The sequence below is a fragment of the Pseudomonas sp. GW823-FHT02F05 genome (assembly GCF_058797315.1).
Window position 1 is genome coordinate 171104 of record NZ_JBXAJM010000012.1, and the last position, 21259, is coordinate 192362.

At 62.3% G+C, this 21259-nt stretch carries 22 protein-coding genes and 1 pseudogene; 16 read left to right on the forward strand and 7 right to left on the reverse strand.

What is annotated here, in order from left to right:
- Positions 1 to 199: 199 nt before the first annotated feature.
- The 10 genes and pseudogenes from AC1RAC_RS16165 to madM all read left to right on the forward strand — a co-directional run.
- Positions 200 to 378 (forward strand): annotated as a pseudogene (locus tag AC1RAC_RS16165) (chemotaxis protein CheW); the annotation flags it as partial.
- Positions 379 to 654: 276 nt separating this feature from the next.
- Complete coding sequence (gene mdcA, locus AC1RAC_RS16170) at positions 655 to 2325, forward strand: malonate decarboxylase subunit alpha (RefSeq protein ID WP_054916902.1); 1671 nt, start codon at positions 655 to 657, stop codon at positions 2323 to 2325.
- Positions 2326 to 3159: a triphosphoribosyl-dephospho-CoA synthase gene (locus tag AC1RAC_RS16175; protein WP_054916900.1), complete on the forward strand. Its 834-nt coding sequence runs from the start codon at positions 2326 to 2328 to the stop codon at positions 3157 to 3159.
- Positions 3159 to 3458: a malonate decarboxylase subunit delta gene (locus tag AC1RAC_RS16180; RefSeq protein WP_054897567.1), complete on the forward strand. Its 300-nt coding sequence runs from the start codon at positions 3159 to 3161 to the stop codon at positions 3456 to 3458. Before AC1RAC_RS16175 ends, AC1RAC_RS16180 begins: the two co-directional genes overlap by 1 nt.
- Positions 3451 to 4293, forward strand: coding sequence for a biotin-independent malonate decarboxylase subunit beta (locus tag AC1RAC_RS16185; RefSeq protein ID WP_070415464.1), 843 nt, complete (start codon positions 3451 to 3453; stop codon positions 4291 to 4293). Before AC1RAC_RS16180 ends, AC1RAC_RS16185 begins: the two co-directional genes overlap by 8 nt.
- Positions 4290 to 5060: a biotin-independent malonate decarboxylase subunit gamma gene (gene mdcE / locus AC1RAC_RS16190; RefSeq protein WP_054916897.1), complete on the forward strand. Its 771-nt coding sequence runs from the start codon at positions 4290 to 4292 to the stop codon at positions 5058 to 5060. The genes AC1RAC_RS16185 and mdcE overlap by 4 nt, the downstream gene beginning before the upstream one ends.
- Entirely contained in the window at positions 5054 to 5650 is a 597-nt protein-coding gene (locus AC1RAC_RS16195) for a malonate decarboxylase holo-ACP synthase (protein WP_294195666.1), read from the forward strand. The genes mdcE and AC1RAC_RS16195 overlap by 7 nt, the downstream gene beginning before the upstream one ends.
- Positions 5647 to 6546, forward strand: a complete 900-nt coding sequence (mdcH, locus tag AC1RAC_RS16200) for a malonate decarboxylase subunit epsilon (RefSeq protein WP_294195668.1) — start codon at positions 5647 to 5649, stop codon at positions 6544 to 6546. The genes AC1RAC_RS16195 and mdcH overlap by 4 nt, the downstream gene beginning before the upstream one ends.
- 67 nt (positions 6547 to 6613) lie before the next feature.
- Positions 6614 to 7006 (forward strand): malonate transporter subunit MadL, encoded by a 393-nt coding sequence (madL, locus tag AC1RAC_RS16205; protein WP_057702139.1) that lies wholly within the window; start codon positions 6614 to 6616, stop codon positions 7004 to 7006.
- Between the two features lie 5 nt (positions 7007 to 7011).
- Complete coding sequence (gene madM, locus AC1RAC_RS16210; RefSeq protein WP_032897715.1) at positions 7012 to 7776, forward strand: malonate transporter subunit MadM; 765 nt, start codon at positions 7012 to 7014, stop codon at positions 7774 to 7776.
- A gap of 124 nt (positions 7777 to 7900) precedes the next feature.
- On the opposite strand, the gene AC1RAC_RS16215 is transcribed toward madM, so the two are convergent.
- Positions 7901 to 8815 (reverse strand): LysR family transcriptional regulator, encoded by a 915-nt coding sequence (locus AC1RAC_RS16215; RefSeq protein WP_014720307.1) that lies wholly within the window; start codon positions 8813 to 8815, stop codon positions 7901 to 7903.
- Between the two features lie 145 nt (positions 8816 to 8960).
- On the opposite strand from AC1RAC_RS16215, the gene trhA reads away from it, so the two are divergent.
- Positions 8961 to 9578: a PAQR family membrane homeostasis protein TrhA gene (gene trhA, locus AC1RAC_RS16220; protein WP_003195019.1), complete on the forward strand. Its 618-nt coding sequence runs from the start codon at positions 8961 to 8963 to the stop codon at positions 9576 to 9578.
- 31 nt (positions 9579 to 9609) lie between these two features.
- Here the strand turns inward: trhA and AC1RAC_RS16225 are convergent, their stop codons facing one another.
- Positions 9610 to 10512, reverse strand: a complete 903-nt coding sequence (locus AC1RAC_RS16225) for a LysR family transcriptional regulator (protein WP_294195678.1) — start codon at positions 10510 to 10512, stop codon at positions 9610 to 9612.
- A gap of 107 nt (positions 10513 to 10619) precedes the next feature.
- Here AC1RAC_RS16225 and AC1RAC_RS16230 point away from each other — a divergent pair, with 107 nt between their 5' ends.
- The 3 genes from AC1RAC_RS16230 to AC1RAC_RS16240 are packed head-to-tail and all read left to right on the forward strand — an operon-like array spanning position 10620 to position 13150.
- Positions 10620 to 11861, forward strand: coding sequence for a D-amino acid dehydrogenase (locus AC1RAC_RS16230; RefSeq protein ID WP_054897562.1), 1242 nt, complete (start codon positions 10620 to 10622; stop codon positions 11859 to 11861).
- Positions 11862 to 11871: 10 nt separating this feature from the next.
- Complete coding sequence (locus AC1RAC_RS16235; RefSeq protein ID WP_034128923.1) at positions 11872 to 12222, forward strand: RidA family protein; 351 nt, start codon at positions 11872 to 11874, stop codon at positions 12220 to 12222.
- A gap of 25 nt (positions 12223 to 12247) precedes the next feature.
- Entirely contained in the window at positions 12248 to 13150 is a 903-nt protein-coding gene (locus tag AC1RAC_RS16240; RefSeq protein ID WP_089041465.1) for a transporter substrate-binding domain-containing protein, read from the forward strand.
- 135 nt (positions 13151 to 13285) lie between these two features.
- On the opposite strand, the gene AC1RAC_RS16245 is transcribed toward AC1RAC_RS16240, so the two are convergent.
- Together AC1RAC_RS16245 and AC1RAC_RS16250 are read right to left on the reverse strand one after the other, a co-directional pair.
- Entirely contained in the window at positions 13286 to 14005 is a 720-nt protein-coding gene (locus AC1RAC_RS16245; protein ID WP_054897560.1) for a 16S rRNA (uracil(1498)-N(3))-methyltransferase, read from the reverse strand.
- 137 nt (positions 14006 to 14142) lie between these two features.
- The gene (locus tag AC1RAC_RS16250; RefSeq protein WP_034133971.1) at positions 14143 to 15549 is read right to left on the reverse strand and encodes an adenosylmethionine--8-amino-7-oxononanoate transaminase; all 1407 of its coding nucleotides are present in this window, start codon (positions 15547 to 15549) and stop codon (positions 14143 to 14145) included.
- Between the two features lie 272 nt (positions 15550 to 15821).
- Here AC1RAC_RS16250 and AC1RAC_RS16255 point away from each other — a divergent pair, with 272 nt between their 5' ends.
- Together AC1RAC_RS16255 and AC1RAC_RS16260 are read left to right on the forward strand one after the other, a co-directional pair.
- Entirely contained in the window at positions 15822 to 16373 is a 552-nt protein-coding gene (locus AC1RAC_RS16255; protein WP_014720299.1) for a cytochrome b, read from the forward strand.
- 32 nt (positions 16374 to 16405) lie between these two features.
- Complete coding sequence (locus AC1RAC_RS16260) at positions 16406 to 17005, forward strand: YceI family protein (RefSeq protein WP_314548971.1); 600 nt, start codon at positions 16406 to 16408, stop codon at positions 17003 to 17005.
- A 142-nt stretch (positions 17006 to 17147) separates the two neighbouring features.
- Here the strand turns inward: AC1RAC_RS16260 and rhlE2 are convergent, their stop codons facing one another.
- The 3 genes from rhlE2 to AC1RAC_RS16275 all read right to left on the reverse strand — a co-directional run bounded on the left by rhlE2 (position 17148) and on the right by AC1RAC_RS16275 (position 21203).
- On the reverse strand, positions 17148 to 19031 hold the full coding sequence (gene rhlE2, locus AC1RAC_RS16265) for an RNA helicase RhlE2 (RefSeq protein WP_034128919.1): 1884 nt from the start codon (positions 19029 to 19031) through the stop codon (positions 17148 to 17150).
- A 222-nt stretch (positions 19032 to 19253) separates the two neighbouring features.
- Positions 19254 to 20057, reverse strand: a complete 804-nt coding sequence (locus AC1RAC_RS16270; protein ID WP_034128918.1) for a substrate-binding periplasmic protein — start codon at positions 20055 to 20057, stop codon at positions 19254 to 19256.
- 63 nt (positions 20058 to 20120) lie between these two features.
- The gene (locus AC1RAC_RS16275; RefSeq protein WP_054922347.1) at positions 20121 to 21203 is read right to left on the reverse strand and encodes a hypothetical protein; all 1083 of its coding nucleotides are present in this window, start codon (positions 21201 to 21203) and stop codon (positions 20121 to 20123) included.
- Positions 21204 to 21259 lie beyond the last annotated feature (56 nt).

A 21259-nucleotide genomic window follows, 5' to 3' on the forward strand; every position in this document is an offset into this window, starting at 1 on the left:
GAGCAGGTGGCGAAGGTGCCGGACTTGATGGGGCTTGAAGCGCTGCTGGTAGAGTCCGGCCTGGCCTGACTGATCGTTCCCACGCTCCGCGTAGGAATGCCGCCGGGGACGCTCCGCGTCCCGCCAGTCAGCATAAGGGTGACGCAGAGCGTCACAGGATGCATGCCCACGCGGAGCGTGGGAACGATCAGTTATGCGCCGCCAGGTCACGTGGCGCGATCGGCAGATTCCGCTGACCAGCTTTGAAGCGGCCTGCGGCGAAGCCAGCGTGACGGGCGAACGCTCGAGGAGGCGGCGGTGCAAGTGGGGGAGCAGGTGGCGAAGGTGCCGGACTTGATGGGGCTTGAAGCGCTGCTGGTAGAGTCCGGCCTGGCCTGACTGATCGTTCACACGCTCCGCGTGGGAATGCCGCCGGGGACGCTCCGCGTCCCGCCAGTCAGCATAAGGGTGACGCAGAGCGTCACAGGATGCATGCCCACGCGGAGCGTGGGAACGATCAGTTATGCACTGACCCACCATCAACGCAGGCAAGCCAGCTCCCACAGTTTGATCTTCGTTACTCCAGGCGTAACGGTTCGTCCTCCAGCTTGATTGATGCCCTTGCGCTTCACTCCTAAGGTAAGCCCCACGACAGCAACCCCCCGTGGAGCGACCATGACAACAACCATCACCCCCGACTCGCGCTGGACGCGGCGGCGCGACGAGAAGCAGCGGCGGCTCGGGCTGGTCAAAAAATACGCAGACGGGGCGGTGTTGCCCAGTGACAAGATCGTCGAGGCCCTTGAAGCCTTGATCCTCCCCGGCGACCGCGTAGTGCTGGAGGGCAACAACCAGAAGCAGGCCGACTTCCTCTCGCGCTCCCTGGCCAAGGCCGACCCCGCCAAGCTCCACGATTTGCACATGATCATGCCCAGCGTGGGCCGTTCCGAGCACTTGGACCTGTTTGAAAAGGGCATTGCCCGCAAGCTGGATTTCTCTTTCGCTGGCACCCAATCCCTGCGCATCAGCCAGTTGCTGGAAGACGGCATGCTGGAGATCGGCGCGATTCATACCTACATCGAGCTCTATGCGCGGCTGGTGGTGGACCTGATCCCCAACGTGGTGCTCTCCGCTGGTTTCATGGCCGACCGTGCCGGTAACATTTACACCGGCGCCAGCACCGAAGACACCCCGGCGCTGATCGAACCCGCCGCCTTCAGCGATGGCATCGTCATCGTGCAAGTCAACCAGTTGGTGGATGACGTCACCGACTTGCCCCGCGTCGACATCCCCGCAAGCTGGGTCGATTTCGTGGTGGTGGCCGACAAGCCGTTCTACATCGAACCGCTGTTCACCCGCGACCCGCGCCATATCAAGCCGGTGCATGTGTTGATGGCGATGATGGCGATCCGTGGCATCTACGAAAAACACAATGTGCAGTCGCTCAACCATGGCATCGGCTTCAACACGGCTGCCATCGAATTGATCCTGCCCACCTACGGCGAATCCCTGGGCCTCAAAGGCAAGATCTGCCGCAACTGGACCCTCAACCCGCACCCCACATTGATCCCGGCGATTGAAAGCGGTTGGGTAGAAAGCGTGCATTGCTTCGGCACCGAACTGGGCATGGAAAACTATATTGCCGCACGCCCGGATGTGTTCTTCACCGGCCGCGATGGCTCGATGCGCTCCAACCGCATGTTCTGCCAACTCGCCGGCCAATACGCCGTGGACCTGTTTATCGGCGCCACCCTGCAAGTGGATGGCGACGGGCATTCCAGCACCGTGACCCGTGGCCGCCTCGCCGGTTTCGGTGGCGCGCCGAACATGGGCCACGACCCACGCGGCCGCCGTCATGGCACACCGGCCTGGCTGGATATGCGCCACGACGATGCCCCCGAAGCCTTGCTTGAACGCGGCAAAAAACTCGTGGTGCAAATGGTCGAGACCTTCCAGGAAGGCGGCAAACCGACCTTTGTCGACACTCTCGACGCGGTGGAAGTGGCCCGCAAAAGCGGTATGCCCCTGGCGCCCATCATGATCTACGGCGACGACGTTACCCATTTGCTCACCGAAGAAGGCATCGCCTACCTGTACAAGGCACGCTCCCTGGAAGAACGTCAGGCGATGATCGCCGCCGTCGCCGGGGTGACCGCCATCGGTATGCGCCACAACCCCAAGGACACTGCGCGCATGCGCCGCGAAGGCTTGATTGCCTTGCCCGAAGACTTGGGTATTCGCCGCACCGACGCCACCCGCGAGTTGTTGGCCGCCAAGAGCGTGGCCGACCTGGTGGACTGGTCTGGTGGCCTCTACAACCCGCCCGCCAAATTCAGGAGCTGGTAAATGCGCGCGCTCAAACAGCATGAACTGAGCCTGGCCGATCGCCTGGCGGATATGGCCGTGGATGCGCTGATCGACGAAGCGGATTTGTCGCCTAAACCCGCTCTGGTAGACCGGCGCGGCAACGGCGCCCACAGCGATTTGCACCTGGGGCTGATGCACGCCTCGGCGCTGTCGCTGTGGCCGATGTTCAAGGAAATGGCCGAGGCCGCGCTCGACATCGGCGAAGTCGGCCTGCCCCTGCGCGAAGCGCTCGGGCGTATTGGCCGGGAAGGTGAGCAGGCCATGCTCGCCACCACCCAGGGCGTGAACACCCATCGCGGTGCGATCTGGGCCCTGGGGTTGCTTACCGCTGCGGCGGCCCTGGAGCCCCGCACCATAACCCTGACCGCCGCCAAGCTGGCCCTGCTCAACGACCGCTTCTCCCCGCAGCCCATGAGCCATGGCGCCCAGGTCGCCCAACGCTACGGCGCACGTGGTGCCCGTGAAGAGGCGCAGCTTGGCTTCCCCTCGGTGACCCAACGCGGCCTGCCGCAACTGCACAAGAGCCGCCGCGAAAACGCCGGTGAGCAGAACGCCCGGCTGGATGCTTTGCTGGCGATCATGACGGACCTGGCAGACACCTGCGTGCTCTACCGCGCCGGTACCGAAGGCCTGGCCACCATGCAACAGGGCGCCCAGGCTGTGCTCGACGCCGGTGGCAGCGCAACCCTGGCCGGACGCCGCCAACTGCATGAATTGGACCTGCAACTGCTGGCCTTGAATGCCTCCCCCGGCGGCGCCGCCGACCTGTTGGCCGCCTGCCTGTTTATCGACCGCCTCGACGGAGCGTTGTGATGGAAACCTTATCCTTTGAATTCCCCGCCGGGCAGCCCCCCAAAGGCCGTGCGCTGGTGGGTTGCGTCGGCTCGGGCGACCTGGAAGTGCTGCTGGAGCCGGGCACGCCCGGCACCTTGACCATCCAGGTGCAAACCTCGGTCAATGGCGCGCAGCAACGCTGGCAGCACCTGTTCGAACGCATCTTCCAGGAGCAGACGCCACCGGCCCTGAACATTGATATCCACGACTTCGGTGCCACGCCCGGTGTGGTGCGCTTGCGATTGGAGCAAGGTTTCGAGGAGGTCGGCCATGACTGACTTACTCGCTAAACACAGCTTTGTCGAACTTGGCGCTCGACAGCGCGCCAAGGCGCTGTTAGATGCCGGCACCTTCCGCGAGTTGATCGACCCGTTCCAGCGGGTCATGTCGCCGTGGCTCAGCCGCCAAGGCGTGGTGCCCCAGGCCGATGATGGTGTGGTGATCGCCAAGGGCAGCATCGGCGCCAAGCCTGTGGTGATTGCCGCGATCGAAGGTAATTTCCAGGGCGGCAGCCTGGGTGAAGTTGGCGGTGCGAAAATCGCGGGCGCCTTGGAACTGGCCGCCGAAGACAACCGCAACGGCGTCCCCACCTGCGCGGTGCTACTGCTGGAAACGGGCGGCGTGCGCTTGCAGGAAGCCAACCTGGGCCTGGCTGCCATTGCCGACATTCACGCGGCGATTGTCGACCTGCGCCAGTACCAGCCAGTGATCGGCGTGGTGGCCGGCAGTGTCGGTTGCTTTGGGGGCATGTCCATCGCGGCTGGCTTGTGCAGCTACCTGGTGGTGACTCGCGAAGCACGTCTGGGCTTGAATGGCCCGCAAGTGATCGAGCAGGAGGCTGGCCTGGAGGAATACGACTCCCGCGACCGCCCGTTTATCTGGAGCCTTACCGGTGGCGAGCAGCGCTTCAACAGTGGCTTGGCCGACCGTTATGTGGCCGACGATGTGGCGCAGATCCAGCAGACTGTCAGCGCGCTGTTGCAGCAGGGCGTGCCCACACAACCGCGCAGCCGGCGCGCTGATTTTTACCTGGCGCGCCTGGCCGAACTGGACGCGAGCGCGCAAATCGAGCCGGCGACGGTTCGCGCGCTGTATCAGGGAGAACGCTCATGAGAGGCTTGCAGTGGTTCAACGCATTGAGCGCCAACGCAACGCCGGTCGAAGGTTTGCCGGGCTCATTGAAAGTGGCGGATGGTGTGTTGGGTGAACAGGCGGTGCGCTATATCGCCGTGGTCCCCGACCCGCACAACCGCTTCCCCCGCGCCCGCAATGGCGAAGTCGGCCTACTGGAAGGCTGGGGCTTGGCCAAGGCGGTGGACGAAGCCATCGCCCGGGGTGACAAGCGCCCCATCATCGCTATCGTCGACGTACCCAGCCAAGCCTATGGTCGTCGCGAAGAAGCCCTTGGCATTCATCAGGCCTTGGCCGCCGCCGCTGACAGCTACGCTCGCGCTCGGCTCGCCGGCCACCCGGTGATCGCCCTGTTGGTGGGCAAGGCCATGTCGGGGGCGTTCCTCGCCCACGGCTACCAGGCCAATCGCCTGATCGCCCTGCGCGACCCTGGCGTGATGGTGCATGCCATGGGCAAGGCCTCGGCGGCACGGGTGACCTTGCGTAGCGTCGAAGAATTGGAAACCCTGGCCGCCAGCGTGCCGCCGATGGCCTATGACATCGACAGCTATGCCAGCCTGGGATTGCTGTGGGAGACGTTGTCAGTCACCCGGATTGAACAACCTACGACGGATGACGTGGCGCGAGTCAGCGATTGCCTGGTGCAGGCAGTCAAGGATATTGGCAGTACCGACTTGAGCTCACGCCTTGGCGCCACCAACCGAGCCGCCTCCAGCCGAGTGCGCCAGCTGTTGCGGGAGCAATGGTGAACGCCCACGACTTACTCTGGGGCATGACCCTGGCGCATCTGCCTGCCGATGCCCCGGCCTGGGTGCGGGACCCGATCCGTGCCGGGCATCCGGTAGTGGTGCGGCGTGCCATCGCCGAGCCGGGCCATGTGGCGGTCGGTGTGCGTGGGCGTTTGCGTGAGCAGCGTTTTGCCGCCCAGATGCCCGTGGCGGCGGTGCAACGGCGGGTGGCGCCGCAAGCTTTGCGAGCGGCGGTCTCACCACGGGATTTACCGGCGCTGCGGGCCCTCGATCAACTGCGGCCGGTGCTGGCGCCGCAAGATTGGGGCGTCAGCGGCAGTGCCGGGTTTGAATTGGCCAGTGGCATTGAAGCGCTGCATGCCAACAGTGATCTGGATTTGATTCTGTGCGCGCCCAAGCCCCTGGATCGTAGCGAGGCGCGAGCGCTGTTGGCGATCCTGGACACCGCGCCCTGCGCCGTCGACCTGCAACTGCAAACCCCTTTCGGCGCCGTCGCGTTGCGCGAATGGGCCGGCCCCTCACGCCGTGTACTGCTCAAGACCGTCAGCGGTGCGCACCTAGTGCTCGACCCTTGGCAGGCCGTGGCATGAGCAGCCTTCTGGTGTTTCCGGGGCAGGGCGCCCAACGCAGCGGCATGCTCCAGGCGTTGTCGGCCGAGATTCTGCAAGAGGCCAGCGATGCCCTGGGTGAAGACGTTCGTCGGCTCGACTCGGCGCAGGCGCTTGAATCGACGCGGGCTGTGCAACTGTGCCTGTTGATCGCCGGAGTGGCCCATGCCCGGCGATTACAGTGCACGCCGGATTATGTGGCGGGCCTGTCCATCGGCGCCTACCCGGCTGCGGTGATCGCCGGGTCCCTGGGTTTTGCTGATGCGATAAAACTGGTCAGCCTGCGTGGCGAACTGATGCAGCAGGCTTATCCACAGGGCTATGGCATGACGGCGCTGATCGGCCCTGATCTTTCCAGCGTCGAGGCCTTGCTGGCGGATATCCACAGCCCGCAAACGCCGGTGTACCTGGCCAATATCAATGCCGACAACCAGACCGTCATCGCCGGCAGCAACGAGGCGATTAAGCGGGTTGCCGAGCGCATCAAAGGCAACGGTGTCGCCAAGCGCTTAGCGGTCAGCGTGCCGTCTCACTGCCCGTTGCTGGAGCAACCCGCCCAGGCTCTGTTCCAAGCCTTCGTCCCACTCAAGGCGCCGCGCATCACTTACCTGAGCAGCACCCGCGCGCGACCTATCCACAACCCCGAACAACTGCGTGACGACCTCGCCTTCAATATGTGCCGCGTTGTCGATTGGCGCGGCACGGTGCAGAGCGCCTACGAGCGCGGTGTGCGCCTGCAAATCGAGCTGCCTCCGGGCGCGGTGCTCACCGGTCTGTCACGCCGTGTTTTTGAACAAGGCACGGTGATCGCCTGCGAAGGCGCCCGCCTGGACACCTTGCAGGCCCTGCTGCAAGAGGAGGAACGCCGCCACCGATAACGCAGTACCCAAGGCTTTCGAAGCACAAAAACAACAATTTCGAACGAGCACTTTGAGGACAACAACCATGATTATCTACGGTGTGGCTTTTTTGGCGTTCTGCACGTTGGCAGGGCTGTTTGTGGGTGAGCTGCTGGGCAAGCTGCTGGGTATCCCGGCCAACGTCGGCGGCGTGGGTATCGCCATGCTGCTGTTGATCGGCCTGGGCAGCTACCTGAGCAAACGCGGCCTGTTTACCGGCAAGTCAGAGCAAGGCGTGAGTTTCTGGGCTGCGGTGTATATCCCGATTGTGGTGGCGATGGCTGCCCAGCAAAACGTGTATGGCGCGATCAGCGGTGGGCCTATGGCGATTCTGGCCGGGACCCTCGCCGTGGTGCTTGGCTTTGCCCTGGTGCCCGTGCTGGTGCGTATCGGTAACCGCGAGCCGGTTGCGGTTGCTCCCACTAAAGAAGCGGGGTGATCGCCATGTACGAATCGATGATGAAAGTGATCACCGGCTACGGCTTGATCAGTGGTTTCGCCGTAATCGGCCTGACCATGTGGGTGTCTTATTGGATCTCCGATACCTTCACCAAGGGCCGCCTGCATGGTTCGGCCATTGCCATTTTGCTGGGGTTGGCGCTGTCGTATGTGGGCGGTGCGTTTACGGGTGGTTCCAAGGGCGTGGTGGATATTCCACTGTTGTCGGGCATCGGCCTGCTGGGCGGTGCGATGCTGCGCGACTTTGCCATTGTCGCCACGGCCTTTGGCGTGAGTGTGGATGAGCTCAAACGCGCCGGCTTCGTGGGGGTGCTGGCGCTGTTTGTCGGCGTGGGCTCGTCGTTCGTTGCCGGGGTAGGGGTGGCGATGGCGTTCGGGTACACCGATGCGGTGAGCCTCACCACCATCGGCGCCGGGGCCGTGACCTATATCGTCGGCCCGGTGACCGGCGCGGCGATTGGGGCCAGCTCCGAGGTGATGGCGCTGTCCATTGCCGCGGGGTTGATCAAGGCCATTCTGGTAATGGTGATGACGCCGTTCGTGGCGCCGCTGATCGGGCTGAACAACCCACGCAGCGCGGTGATCTTCGGTGGCTTGATGGGCACCTCCAGCGGTGTGGCGGGCGGCCTGGCGGCGACTGATCCGAAGCTGGTGCCTTATGGGTGTTTGACGGCGGCGTTCTATACGGCGCTGGGGTGTTTGTTGGGGCCGTCGTTGTTGTTTTTGCTGATGCGTGGGTTGGTGGGCTGATAGGGGATGATCGTTCCCACGCTCCGCGTGGGAACGCCTCTTGTGACGCTCTGCGTCACGGTCAAAAAGCGGACGCGGAGCTTCCTAAGCTGCGCTCCCACGCAGAGCGTGGGAGCGATCGTCCTCAGCTTTGGCGATTGGCGTACATCCGACACTCCGCCAACAACGCCAGCAAGTTCGGATCGCGCTCCTTGGCTTTCAGGAACACCACACCGATCTGCTGTTGCAAGCGATACCTGGGCTGCAACGGTATCAGCTTCACGCGGTTCTCATACACCGCTGCGATACGTCCTGGCAGCAGCGCATAACCCACCCCTGAACTGACCATGCTCAGCAAGGTGAAGATATCGTTCACCTGCATCGCCACCTTCGGCTCGAACCCGGCCTGATGGAACACCCGGTTGCCGTCCTGATGCGTGGCGAAGCCCTGGGTGAGGGTGATGAAGGTGGCATCGCGCACGTCGGCCAGGTCGATTTCCTGATCGCGGTCCAGGGGCGAATCGGCCGGGGTGGCGAGGAAGATGTCATCGCTGAACAGCGCGATCTGCTCGCAGTCGGGGTCGTGGGCGTGTTCGTCGAGGGAGATGAGAATCGCGTCCACTTCCATGTTCTTGAGCTTATAGAGCAGGTCGAAGTTGGAGCCCAGGATCAGGTCGATATTCAGTTCGCTGCGCCGGATTTTCAGGCCCATGATCAACTGTGGCACGGTCTTGACCGTCAGCGAATACAGCGAGCCGAGCTTGAAACGTTCGGCCGAGAACCCAGCGGCTTCGCGGGTCAGGCGCACGCTGTCGACCACGTCGGCCACCAGTTTCTGCGCACGCTCTTCGAGCACGTAGGCGCTTTCCAGCGGAGTGAGGTTGCGACCCTCGTGTTTGAACAGCGGGCAGCGCAGGGCACTTTCCAGGGAGTGAATGGCGCGGTGCACGCTGACATTGCTGGTTTGCAACTCGGCGGCCGCGCGGGCCAGGTTGCCGGTGCGCATGAACGCCAGGAAGATCTCCAGCTTCTTGAGGGTGAATTCTTCGTCGATCAGCATGGCCTTGGGCTCTTGTTCGATTGCACTCGATTGTGCCCGTAAACGCGGCTGTCGTCGCCGGAACGTCACGTGCCGCTTGCACTCTGATGCGCAAGGCTGGACGCTTGTCCGCCTGTTCTTGAGGGTTACGGGAGGTCAGTGACAGATGTACCACGGGGAACGATTCAACGCCTGGAGCCATTTGCTCGGTGCAGTCGCGGCCTGTATTGGCGCCGTGTGGATGTTGGTAGTGGCGAGCCTTGACGGCAGCCCCTGGAAGATCGTCAGCGTGGCGATTTATGGCTTTACCCTGATGGTGCTGTACAGCGCGTCGACGGTGTACCACAGCGTGCGAGGCCGGCGAAAAGCGATCATGCAGAAGGTCGATCACTTTTCCATTTACCTGTTGATTGCCGGCAGCTACACGCCATTCTGCCTGGTGACCCTGCGCGGGCCGTGGGGCTGGACGTTGTTCGGGATTGTGTGGGGGCTGGCGGTGATCGGCATCCTGCAGGAGATCAAGCCGCGTTCGGAGGCGCGGATTCTGTCCATCGTGATCTACGCCGTGATGGGCTGGATCGTACTGGTAGCGGTCAAGCCGTTGATGGCGGCGTTGGGTACGGCAGGGTTTATCTGGTTGGCGTCTGGTGGGGTGCTGTACACCGTAGGCATTATCTTTTTTGCCCTGGAGGATCGCTTGCGCCATTCCCACGGCATCTGGCATTTGTTTGTGATTGGCGGCAGCCTGCTGCATTTCGTGGCGATCATGCATTACGTGCTCTGATTGTGGGAGGGGGCAAGCCCGGCTCCCACACTTAAAGGCGTTCCAGTAACACCTGGGCGCGGCTACCGAAAATCTCTAGCAACTTGGCCAGCATATGCGGTGGAGGTTCGTTGGCACGGGTCAGCGCGTAGAGGGTAATCGGCAGCGGCGGGGTGAGCGTTCGGATATGGGTGGTGGCCGTTGAAGCACCCAATGCTGTGAACGGATCGATCACGGTCAGGCCCGCGCCGGATTCGACCATCGCGCGGGCCAGTGAATAGGTCTGCACCGAGATCGTCACGCGTGGTGGCGGGTCGACGCTTTCCAGATAACTCTCCAGCTTGGCGGCCAGCGGGTCAGCGCTGGAGAGGCCGATCAAGGGCGCGCCGGCCAGTTCGTCCAACGGCAGGGGCTGATGCCGTTCGGCATCGGGCCAATAGCCTTTGGACGCCAATGCCACCAACACCCCGTTGGCCAATACTTGAGTGGTAAGCCCCGGATGCCCGGAAAAGTTGAGCGTCAGCGCCAGGTCGATCTCGCGCATCAACAGCTTTTGCACCAGCTCGTGGCTATGGTCACTGGACAGTTCACAGGCAATGTCCGGGTAATCGCGCTTCCATTCCAGGACCGCCGGCGGTAGCAGCGCCAGCGCCAGCGCCGGGATTGCGCCGATGCGAATGCTTTGTCCCGGTTCGCGGCGCAAACTTTTCGCCAGGCGCCGCACGCCTTGCAGGCTTGCGCTGACTTTCTCGACTTCGCGTTCCAGCGCCAGGGCTTCCGGGGTGGGTTGCAATTTACCCCGTACCCGCAGGAATAACGCAAAGCCCAACTGCAACTCGGCGTGCTGCAGCACTTTGGTCACCGCCGGTTGCGAGACGTGCAGCAACTGCGCGGCGGCACTGATGGAGCCGGTCTGACGGATGGCCTGGAAGATTTCGATATGACGCAAGCGCATGGCGAGTCCCATAACCTTTGTTTATAGGTGAGCCATCTTTATTCATTGTCGGTGACCTGTCACCTGGCTCTACGCTGAGCGCTCTTAATCAACGGTTGGGGGCTGGGATGGCCAGGCAGGTTTGCATCATCGGCGGTGGGGTTATCGGCTTGGCCAGCGCTTATGCGTTGGTGCGGGCTGGCCATGAGGTCACGCTGATCGATGCCCGTGGCACCTTGGGCAGCGAAACCAGTTTTGCCAACGGTGGGCAACTGTCCTATCGCTATGTTGCGCCACTGGCTGACGCGGGCGTGCCCTTGCAGGCAATCGGGTGGTTGTTGCGTGGCGACTCGCCCTTGAAGTTGCGACCTCGCCTCGACCCACAGCAATGGCGTTGGATGGCGGCCTTTATCGGCGCTTGCCGGGGTTCGGTCAACAGGCGTAACGGTGCCCATCTTCTGCGCCTGGCTACCCTGAGCCAGAGCACGTTACAGCAGTGGCGCGAGGATGATCGCCTGGGCGGCTTCGACTGGCGGCGCAACGGCAAGCTGGTGATGTTTCGCAGCGCCAGCACCTTTGAACATGCCCGCGCCAAGGTCACAAATTTCCTGCAGCAACAGGTGTTGTCGTCTGTTGAGTGCGCTCGCCTGGAGCCCGCACTGGCGGCCGGTGGCTTTGTCGGCGGCATCTACACGCCGAACGAGGAAGTGGGGGATTGCCACGCTTTTTGCCGGCAATTGGCGGCCCGGCTTGAGGCGTCGGGGCGTTGCAGGTTCTTGCTCGGGCGCAAGGTCACCGGGCTGCGCCATGCTGGCGGTGCGGTGCAGGCCATCGAACTGGGTGATGAGGTGATGCCAGTCGAGCAACTGGTCCTGGCGGCCGGTTATCGCAGCGCTGAGTTGGCACTGCCGGGGCTGTCACTGCCCTTATACCCGCTCAAGGGCTACAGCTTGAGCGCGCCGATTGGCCCGCAACACAAGGCGCCGAATGTGAGCATCACCGACTACGACCGCAAGATCGTCTACGCGCGCCTCGGCGAGCAACTACGGGTCGCGGCCATGGTGGATATTGTGGGATTCGATGCCGGCCTTGAGCCTTCGCGCCTGGCGTTGATAAAGCGCCAGGCAGTAGAGACATTTCCCCATGCAGCTGACTACGTACACGCGCTCGAATGGGCTGGCATGCGCCCGGCCACGCCAACGGGCGTGCCGCTGATTGGCGCCAGTCGCTATCGCAACCTGTGGCTGAACCTAGGCCACGGCGCGCTTGGCTTTACCCTGGCCTGCGGCAGCGGCCAATTGCTGGCCGAATTGATCGACCAGCGCACCCCTTCCATTGATATGCAGGGCCTGACGCCCCGCGCCGCTTGAGGATGCAGCCGTGACCATTACCCGAATCAACAGCAACGAACGACTCAGCGGTGCCGTGACGTTCAAGGAACTGGTGTTCCTTTCGGGCCAGGTGCCGGGCGACGGCCTGGATGTGGCTACCCAGACCCGGGAAGTGCTTGCCAGAATCGACACGCTGTTGGCCGAGGCGGGCAGCGATAAGGACCACTTGCTCAACGCGACGATCTACCTGAAGGACATCGCTGCCGGTTTTACGCCGATGAATGAAGTCTGGTCCGCATGGCTCTCGCCAGGCATGGCGCCCACGCGCACTACCTTGCAAGCAGAGCTGGCGCGGCCGAGTGTGCTGGTGGAAATCAGCGTGATTGCAGTCCGTAAATAACCTCAAAGACCCACGGAGAATAACAATGAAAACAATCCTGTTGACCGGCTGCGCGCTGGGGCTTTTGTTGAGCGCACAGGCCCATGCAACCGAAGCGCCACTGGAGGGCACTTTGAGCAAGATCGCCAGCGCCAAGTCCATCACCCTTGGCTACCGCGATGCGTCGGTGCCGTTTTCCTACGTGGGGGATAACAGTGGTAAACCGATGGGCTACTCGGTGGACCTGGCAAACAGGATTGTCGAGCGTATTCAGCAGAAAACCGCAGTGGGCGACCTCAAGGTGAAGTACAACCTGGTGACGTCCCAAACCCGCATCCCGCTGGTGCAGAACGGCACTGTCGACCTGGAGTGCGGGTCCACCGGCGTGACGGCTGAGCGCCAGAAGCAGGTGGCATTCTCCTACGGGTTTATCTACGTAAAGGGCCAGTTGCTCACGGCCAAGGACAGCGGGATCAAAGGCTTTGCCGACCTCGCGGGCAAGAATGTGGTGACCACTGCCGGCACCACCAATGAGCGCTTTCTCAAAAGTTATAACGCTGAACACAAAGCCAATATGTTCGTGATCAGCGCCAAGGACCATGGCGAAGCGTTCAAGATGCTCGAGACTGGCCGGGCCGTAGCGTTCTATATGGACGACGCGTTGCTCTACGGCGAGCGCGCCAAGGCCAAGGACCCGCATCACTGGGTGGTCGTCGGCGAGGAGCAGTCGCGGGAGATCTATAGCTGCATGGTGCGCAAGGATGACCCGCAGTTTCTGGCTGTGGTCAACGAAACCCTGGGCGATCTGTACCGCTCGGGAGAGATCAACGGGATTTACCAGCGCTGGTTCGAACAGCCGATTCCGCCCAAGGGCTTGAACCTGGAGTTCCCGATGACCAGCGAGTTGAAAGCGATCATCGCCAAGCCGGTGAGTGACCCAGTGGAGTAAGCCTGGGGTGACCCGATAAAACTGTAGGAGCTGGCTTGCCTGCGATAGCGGTGGTTCAGGCAGTTAATTTACAACTGACAGACCGCTATCGCAGGCAAGCCAGCTCCCACAGTTGATTGGGTTTACAGGGTGAGGTCAGAAGTCGCCCCAGAGTTGTTGGGCGACGGATAGTGCGACGACGGGCGCGGTCTCGGTACGCAACACCCGCGGGCCGAGGCGAGCGGCGTGGTAGCCGGCGCCCTGGGCGGTCTCGACTTCATTGTCGGTGAGCCCACCCTCGGGGCCGATCAAGAACGCCAGGCTCGATGGCTTGGCGTGGCTGATCATCGGTTCTGCCACCGGGTGCAGCACCAGCTTCAAATCCGCCTCGGTTTGCTTGAGCCAGTCTGCCAGCAAGAGCGGGGGGTGAATCACCGGCACCGTTGAGCGCCCACATTGCTCGCACGCGCTGATTGCCACCTGGCGCCAGTGCAGCAAGCGCTTGTCGGCGCGTTCGTCTTTGAGGCGCACTTCGCAGCGCTCGCTGAAGATCGGTGTGATGGCATTGACGCCCAGTTCAGTGGCCTTCTGGATCGCCCAATCCATGCGCTCGCCCCGGGACAGGCCCTGGCCGAGGTGAATATGCAGGGGCGATTCGGCCTGGCCGGCAAAGCTATCCGTGAGTTGCACGGTGACGCGTTTTTTACCGACTTCCAGCAAGGTGCCACGAAACTCCTGGCCGGAGCCGTCGAACAATTGCACGGCATCGCCTTCACTCATGCGCAGCACACGGCTGATGTAATGCGCCTGGGCTTCGGGCAGTTCGTGGTCACCGAGACTCAGCGGGGTGTCGGTGAAAAAGCGGGACAGTCTCATGTCTGTTCTCTGAAGAGGTTGTTTATGTAGGAGCGAGGGGGACGCCTAGTTCTTGCTCGCGAAAAATGTACATCCGACGCAGCGGTGCGCCTGGAATGCCTTCGCGAGCAAGCTCGCTCCTACAAGGATTTCGGCAATCAACCCGGATCACGGAAGCCCGGGTGAAAATCTTTGGGCACCGCCACACTGACCTTGCTGTTGGTGGCGATATCGATCCCCTCGCTGGCCACCTCGGCCAGAAAGTCGATCTGCTCCGGGGTAATCACATACGGCGGCAGGAAATACACCACGCTGCCCAGTGGCCGCAACAGCGCACCGCGCTCCAGCGCGTGCTCGAAGACCTTCAGGCCACGGCGCTCCTGCCACGGGTAGGCGGCCTTGGTGGCTTTGTCCTGCACCATCTCGATAGCCAGCACCATGCCGGTCTGGCGCACTTCGGACACGTGAGGATGGTCGACCAAGTGCGCGGTGGCGGTCGCCATGCGCTGGGCCAGGGCCTTGTTGTTTTCGATGACGTTGTCTTCTTCAAAGATATCCAGCGTCGCCAACGCCGCCGCACAGGCCAGCGGGTTGCCTGTGTAGCTGTGGGAGTGCAGGAAGGCACGCAGGGTCGGGTAGTCGTCGTAGAAGGCGCTGTAGACCTCTTCGGTGGTGACCACGGCGGCCAGTGGCAGGTAACCGCCGGTGAGCGCCTTGGACAGGCACAGGAAGTCCGGGCGGATGCCGGCCTGTTCACAGGCGAACATGCTGCCGGTGCGGCCAAAGCCCACGGCGATCTCGTCGTGGATCAAGTGCACGCCATAGCGGTCGCAGGCTTCGCGCAGCAGCTTGAGGTACACGGGGTGGTACATGCGCATGCCACCGGCACCCTGGATCAGCGGCTCGACGATCACGGCAGCGACGGTGTCGTGATGCTCGGCCAGGGTCTGCTCCATCGCCAGGAACATGGTGCGCGAGTGTTCTTCCCAGCTCATGCCTTCGGGGCGCAGGTAGCAGTCCGGGCTCGGCACCTTGATAGTGTCGAGCAGCAACGCCTTGTAGGTCTCGGTAAACAGCGGCACGTCGCCCACCGACATCGCGGCGATGGTTTCGCCGTGGTAGCTGTTGGTGAGGGTGACGAAGCGCTTTTTGTTCGGCTGGCCGCGGTTGAGCCAGTAGTGGAAGCTCATCTTCAGCGCCACTTCGATGCAGGACGAACCGTTATCGGCGTAGAAGCAGCGGGTCAGCCCTTCGGGCGTCATCGCGACCAGGCGTTCGGACAGCTCGATCACCGGTTGATGGCTGAAACCGGCGAGGATCACGTGCTCCAGCTGATCGACCTGATCCTTGATACGCTGGTTGATCCGTGGGTTGGCGTGGCCGAATACGTTGACCCACCAGGAACTGACGGCATCGAGGTAGCGCTTGCCTTCGAAGTCTTCCAGCCATACGCCTTCACCGCGCTTGATGGGCACCAGGGGCAATTGCTGGTGGTCTTTCATCTGGGTGCAGGGATGCCACAGCACCGCGAGGTCGCGTTGCATCCACTGGTTATTCAAGCCCATCGGTGATCTCCTCGAAGCGGTCCTGCGGCGGGCGCAGGCGAAACAATCGCGCAAGCCTATGCAATGGTGGCTTGGGTCACAAGCCATTGTGGGGAAATTCGCGGTAAATGCAGGACGGTCTGTCACGTTTCCCAGGGATAGTCTTAATCCCTTGTTAATTTATGATGCCTAGCCTCGTTATCGTATTTTTCGATATTTCAAAGCAAAATTTTCCGCTTTAATTCGATAGGTAAAGCGCTAGTCTTGGGCACAGTTCTTACGGGATTAAGTACATGCAGCTACGTAATTCGCCGGCCCGCTATGGTTGGGTCAGCATGGTTCTGCACTGGGGCGTAGCCCTGGTGGTGTTCGGTTTATTTGCCCTAGGCTTGTGGATGGTCGGACTCGATTACTACAGCGCCTGGCGCAAAGATGCGCCCGACTTACACAAGAGCATTGGCATCACGCTGTTCGCCATCATGCTGGTACGGATCGTCTGGCGCCTGGTCAGCCCGCCGCCTCCGCCGCTGGCCAGCTATAGCCGCATGACGCGGATCGGTGCCGCATTTGGGCACGCGTTTCTTTATGTTGGGCTGTTTGCCGTGATGATTGCCGGTTACCTGATTTCCACCGCAGACGGTGTCGGTATCCCGGTGTTTGGCCTGTTTGAAATTCCTGCCGTGGTTTCCGGTCTACCGGACCAGGCAGATACCGCCGGTTGGGTGCACCTGTACCTGGCATGGGTGTTGGTGGTCTTCGCTGGCTTGCACGGCGTGGCGGCACTGAAACACCATTTTATCGATCGTGATGCGACCCTTGCGCGAATGCTGGGACGCAAAGCCTGATGTTCAACCTCGACTCACAAGGAATAGAAAGCATGTTGAAAAAAACACTCGCTGCGCTGGCAATCGGTTCTGCCCTGCTGTCCGCAGGTTCGGCGATGGCCGCTGACTACGTGATCGACAAGGACGGCCAGCACGCCTTTGTCGATTTCAAAATCAGCCACCTGGGTTACAGCTACATCACCGGTACCTTCAAGGACCTGGATGGCAAGTTCAGCTTTGACGCCGCCAAGCCCGAAGACGCCAAGATTGAAGTCAACGTGCGTACTGCCAGCGTGTTCTCCAACCACGCCGAGCGCGACAAGCACGTCAACAGCAAGGACTTCCTGGAGTCGGGCAAATTCCCTGATGCCAAGTTCGTTTCCACCAGCGTCAAGCCGACTGGCAAAAATGCTGATGGCAAGCTGACTGCTGATGTGACCGGGGACCTGACCTTCCACGGCGTGACAAAGCCGATCCTGGTCAAAGCCACGTTCCTGGGCGAAGGCAAGGATCCATGGGGCGGCTATCGTGCCGGCTTCGAAGGCACCACCAACATCAGCCGCAAGGAATTCAACAAGGACGGCATGGACGTAGGTCCACAGTCTGACAACGTGCAGTTGTACATCACGTTTGAAGGTGTGAAAGCGAAGTAATGCTTCGTATGTAGGAGCGAGCTTGCTCGCGAAGGCCGCAAGGACACCGCGTTAAACCAGGATGCCCGCGTTATCGTTGACGACCTTCGCGAGCTAGCTCCTACAGGCAAAAAAAACCCGCATCTCACGATACGGGTTTTTTTTATGCTTCGCGGTTGCGAGTCAGCAGCGCTGGTTTCTCACCACGAGGGCGGCCTGGCAGTTGATCCAACTGCTCAGGTGTCGGGAAGCGATCCGCTTTCGACTCCTTGTGGATGATCTTCGGCGCCGGGCCACCCCGTGGGTTTTGTACTGCAGGCTCGGACGAGCGAGGCTGATCGTCACGGGCAGGGCGGCGGTTGTTGCTGCGTGAATCTTCGCGACGGGCCTGGCCGTCACGCGGTGCGCCATTGCGCGGGCCGCTGCGCTTGGCAGGCGGGGTGCCAGTGGTGCCGCCGCTGCTGTTGCGCGGGGCGTTCTGGCGACCGCCCTGTGGCTGGCCGCTACGTGGAGCGCCTGTGCCCTGGGCAGGAGCCCCTGGACGACGGCCACGGCCCTGGGCCGGTTTGGCCTGGGGCACGTAGTCGACGCGGTTACCGAAGTTATCGATATCGTCGTCAAGGAACTCGTCCGGGGCGCGGTCGGCCGCGGCGCGTGGCGGCTGGCTCGGCTGGCGCTGTTCGCGGGCCGGGGTGCCTTCACGGGGCTTCTGCTCACGGGCCGGGCGTTCGCCACGGCTGCTGGTCGCGGATTTTTCCTTGCCCTTGTCCTTGCCTTTGTCGCGACGCCCACCGCCACCACCGCCGCCGTTCGGGCCATCGCCCTTCGGACCACGTGGGTTGCGAGGGTTGCGCACATCCGGACGCTCGCGCGCTTCTGGCTTCTCGGCCTCCACGGCGCTGGCATCGAAGCCCATCAGGTCGCCATCGGCGATTTTCTGCTTGGTCATGCGCTCGATGCTTTTCAGCAGTTTTTCTTCGTCCGGCGCGACCAGCGAAATGGCCTCGCCCGAACGACCGGCACGGCCCGTACGGCCGATACGGTGCACATAGTCTTCATCGACGTTTGGCAGCTCGAAGTTGACCACGTGTGGTAACTGGTCGATATCCAGGCCGCGTGCGGCGATATCGGTGGCCACCAGGATACGCACGCTGCCGGCCTTGAAGTCGGCCAGGGCTTTGGTGCGCGCGTTCTGGCTCTTGTTGCCGTGGATGGCGACGGCGGTGAGGCCGTGCTTGTCCAGGTACTCGGCCAGGCGGTTGGCGCCGTGCTTGGTGCGGGTGAACACCAGCACCTGTTCCCAGGCACCCTGGGTGATCAGGTGCGCCAGCAGCGAGCGCTTGTGGCTGGCGGCAAGGCGGAACACGCGTTGCTCGATACGCTCGACCGTGGTGTTGGGCGGCGTGACTTCGATGCGCTCCGGGTTGTGCAGCAGCTTGCCGGCCAGGGCGGTGATGTCGTTGGAGAACGTTGCCGAGAACAGCAGGTTCTGACGTTTGGCCGGCAGGCGGGCGAGGACCTTTTTCACGTCATGGACAAAGCCCATGTCGAGCATGCGGTCGGCTTCGTCCAGCACGAGGATTTCCACGTGGGACAAATCGACGCTGCCTTGGCCGCACAGGTCGAGCAAGCGACCCGGGCAGGCCACCAGTACATCGACGCCACGGGACATGGCCTGAACCTGAGGGTTCATGCCGACGCCGCCGAAGATGCAGGCGCTGACGAACTTCAAGTCGCGGGCATACAGCTTGAAGCTGTCGTGCACCTGAGCGGCGAGTTCGCGGGTTGGGGTCAGGACCAGTACACGCGGTTGGCGCGGGCCGTGACGTTGGGATTTGTCCGGGTGACCGTTGGGAAACAACCGCTCCAGGATCGGGAGGGCGAAACCGCCGGTTTTACCAGTACCTGTCTGAGCCGCGACCATCAGGTCGCGACCTTGCAACACGGCGGGAATGGCCCGCTGTTGCACCGGAGTAGGCTCGGTATAGCCCGCTGCCTCGATGGCGCGGACTAAAGCCTCGGAGAGACCGAGGGAAGCAAAGGACATGAGTAATCCTGTTTTAGTTAGGGCTTGGCCCAAAGGGATAATCTTGCCGGGCGTGAATGGCGCTTAGGGGAGCGCAACCCCGTCCGGTCCTGCTGCGTCTGGCGGGCACTCCACCGGCTCGCGCGGGCTGCAAAGCTGCGCAGTAGCTGGGTTGGGTGCCGTTTTCAAGACCCGAGCGGCCGGGCGTAAGCCTGGCGGAAAGGCCGCAGTATAACAGAGCAATCACTGCGCGCTGCTTTCCTGCTGCTCAACGGCGTGTTCGGGGGCTGGTATGGGTGCCGTTTGCTCGTGCATCCGGCCATATTTGGCGCTCAATGTGGCATAGGCGGGCTCTTGCTTGAAGCGCTTGAGCTCGGCGGCAAAGCGTTGCACCAGCAGGTCCATGCCTGCGCCACGGCGTACCGCAAGAAATTGCTGCTGGCGGCTGACCACCACCGATGCCTGGCTGACTTTACCTTCCAGGCCCAGGGCCTTGAGCACGTGGTGCCCCACGCGCCGGTCAGTCACCACCATATCGACGCGCCCCAGCATGAGTTTGCCAAAGTTGGCTTCATGGCTGGGGGCGGGTTCGCGCTGGAAGGTGTTGGACTTACTGAACGCGTCGCCATAAAGGTAGCCAGGGGAAACGCCAACGGTCAGGCCGCGCAGGTCGTCGAGCGTGGCGGCGGGGTGAGGGCGTTCGTTGGCATAGAACAAGACAAATTCGACTTCCGACAACGGCTCGCTGGGATAGAGCAGCAACGCGTCGCGCTCCTGGCTGTGAAAGATATCCAGCGCGCCGTCGGCGTGGCCCTGCTCGAGCATCGCCAAGCAGCGCTTCCAGGGCAGGAACTGCCATTGCACCTCCACCCCCAGGCGCTGGAACACGATCAGGGTGGTTTCATAATCCAGGCCGGCCATGGTGCCGTTGTCTTCGTAGACATAGGGCGCCCAGGGTTCGGTGACAATGCGCAGTTTCTCGCCATGAGCGGCCAGGCTCAGGCAAGAAAACAGCACAGCGGTCAACAGCTTGAAGAGGACGGGCATACCCTGAGGTTACGACGCTCCCCGAAGAAAGAGAAGCTCTGGCACGCGCATTGGCGGGCGGTCTTACTTCGCGGGAGCGTTCAGCAGGTGTTCGTGGATCGCGGCCCGGCGCTCACCCAGAATCAAACGCACCACGGGGTTGGCGAACCAGTGTTCCAACTGGTGGGCATCAATCGGGCGCTTCTGGCGTTCTTCCTGGTTTTGTCGGGCCTTGTCCCACCAAACCGGGCCGCACGCCTGGTCGAACTCGTTTTCGTGTTCGTAGCAGCCGTAGAGAATCTCGCGGATGAACTGTTGCTGATGCTTGGGCAGCAGCAGGGTGATCAGCTTGTACATCAAACGCTGCAAACGCGGCGGGCGCGGCAGGTGCGAGGAGACTTGGCGCGTATCGGCCAGGGCTTGCACACTGGTGGGCGCGCTGGCGTGCTTGGCGATCCACGCCTTGACCTTGGCCCGGAACAGCTGTTTGCGGCTCCAGTAGTGGTGGATCAGGTCCGGGCACTCGCGCACCTTGAGGGTACGGTAGGCGGCGATGGACAGGCAGAACTCTTCCAGGGTGTAGGCGCCCTGGGCGTGGGGGAACAGTTCATCCATCAATTCGATGGAGCGGTCGAGGATGTGCGCATCCTGTTGGGTCAGGCCCATGACGCCGGAGTTGAGGGTCATCATGTCATCGTCGGCCACGCCCATGTCCAGCAGGCGCTGGCGCAAGGCGGTGTAGAGGATGCTTTCGTGATTGTCGCCGTACTTGGTGTAGAAAGCGTTGCACAGCAGGGTGCCGGGCTGTACGCGTTCGAACAGGGCCATGGGCGAATGATGGAAGAAGGTGTCGGTGTCGATGAGCAGTGCTACCGGGGATTCTTGCAGCACCTGGCGCAGCACCACGTGTTTGGTACGAAAGTGATAGCCGTGGGGCTCGCTCCAGCGTTTGCGGGTGGCCTCGTCCAGCGGGCGGACGCGCACCGGCAGCAAGCGATAGGGTTCGGGGTTGTCGCTGAATACCTGAATGTCGATGTTCGCGTCCGGCGTGTCCTGCAGGAATGCCAGTGCGCTGGCGATGCTGAATACGGCTTCCTGATGGTAGGTGTCGGCGCCGAAGACCAGGTAGACCAGTTGCGGGCGGGACGTCGAGGGCACTGTATTCATGGACTGCGGGGTTCCGTGGGTAACGTAAAACGACAAAGGCCCTCGTCAGAACGAGG

Excerpts from the sequence above, each read along its gene's own strand:
- mdcA (WP_054916902.1), top strand. The coding sequence starts at position 655 with ATGACAACAACCATCACCCCCGACTCGCGCTGGACGCGGCGGCGCGAC.
- AC1RAC_RS16175 (WP_054916900.1), top strand. The coding sequence starts at position 2,326 with ATGCGCGCGCTCAAACAGCATGAACTGAGCCTGGCCGATCGCCTGGCG.
- AC1RAC_RS16180 (WP_054897567.1), top strand. The coding sequence starts at position 3,159 with ATGGAAACCTTATCCTTTGAATTCCCCGCCGGGCAGCCCCCCAAAGGC.
- AC1RAC_RS16185 (WP_070415464.1), top strand. The coding sequence starts at position 3,451 with ATGACTGACTTACTCGCTAAACACAGCTTTGTCGAACTTGGCGCTCGA.
- mdcE (WP_054916897.1), top strand. The coding sequence starts at position 4,290 with ATGAGAGGCTTGCAGTGGTTCAACGCATTGAGCGCCAACGCAACGCCG.
- AC1RAC_RS16195 (WP_294195666.1), top strand. The coding sequence starts at position 5,054 with ATGGTGAACGCCCACGACTTACTCTGGGGCATGACCCTGGCGCATCTG.
- mdcH (WP_294195668.1), top strand. The coding sequence starts at position 5,647 with ATGAGCAGCCTTCTGGTGTTTCCGGGGCAGGGCGCCCAACGCAGCGGC.
- madL (WP_057702139.1), top strand. The coding sequence starts at position 6,614 with ATGATTATCTACGGTGTGGCTTTTTTGGCGTTCTGCACGTTGGCAGGG.
- madM (WP_032897715.1), top strand. The coding sequence starts at position 7,012 with ATGTACGAATCGATGATGAAAGTGATCACCGGCTACGGCTTGATCAGT.
- AC1RAC_RS16215 (WP_014720307.1), bottom strand. The coding sequence starts at position 8,815 with ATGCTGATCGACGAAGAATTCACCCTCAAGAAGCTGGAGATCTTCCTG.
- trhA (WP_003195019.1), top strand. The coding sequence starts at position 8,961 with ATGTACCACGGGGAACGATTCAACGCCTGGAGCCATTTGCTCGGTGCA.
- AC1RAC_RS16225 (WP_294195678.1), bottom strand. The coding sequence starts at position 10,512 with ATGCGCTTGCGTCATATCGAAATCTTCCAGGCCATCCGTCAGACCGGC.
- AC1RAC_RS16230 (WP_054897562.1), top strand. The coding sequence starts at position 10,620 with ATGGCCAGGCAGGTTTGCATCATCGGCGGTGGGGTTATCGGCTTGGCC.
- AC1RAC_RS16240 (WP_089041465.1), top strand. The coding sequence starts at position 12,248 with ATGAAAACAATCCTGTTGACCGGCTGCGCGCTGGGGCTTTTGTTGAGC.
- AC1RAC_RS16245 (WP_054897560.1), bottom strand. The coding sequence starts at position 14,005 with ATGAGACTGTCCCGCTTTTTCACCGACACCCCGCTGAGTCTCGGTGAC.
- AC1RAC_RS16250 (WP_034133971.1), bottom strand. The coding sequence starts at position 15,549 with ATGGGCTTGAATAACCAGTGGATGCAACGCGACCTCGCGGTGCTGTGG.
- AC1RAC_RS16255 (WP_014720299.1), top strand. The coding sequence starts at position 15,822 with ATGCAGCTACGTAATTCGCCGGCCCGCTATGGTTGGGTCAGCATGGTT.
- AC1RAC_RS16260 (WP_314548971.1), top strand. The coding sequence starts at position 16,406 with ATGTTGAAAAAAACACTCGCTGCGCTGGCAATCGGTTCTGCCCTGCTG.
- rhlE2 (WP_034128919.1), bottom strand. The coding sequence starts at position 19,031 with ATGTCCTTTGCTTCCCTCGGTCTCTCCGAGGCTTTAGTCCGCGCCATC.
- AC1RAC_RS16270 (WP_034128918.1), bottom strand. The coding sequence starts at position 20,057 with ATGCCCGTCCTCTTCAAGCTGTTGACCGCTGTGCTGTTTTCTTGCCTG.
- AC1RAC_RS16275 (WP_054922347.1), bottom strand. The coding sequence starts at position 21,203 with ATGAATACAGTGCCCTCGACGTCCCGCCCGCAACTGGTCTACCTGGTC.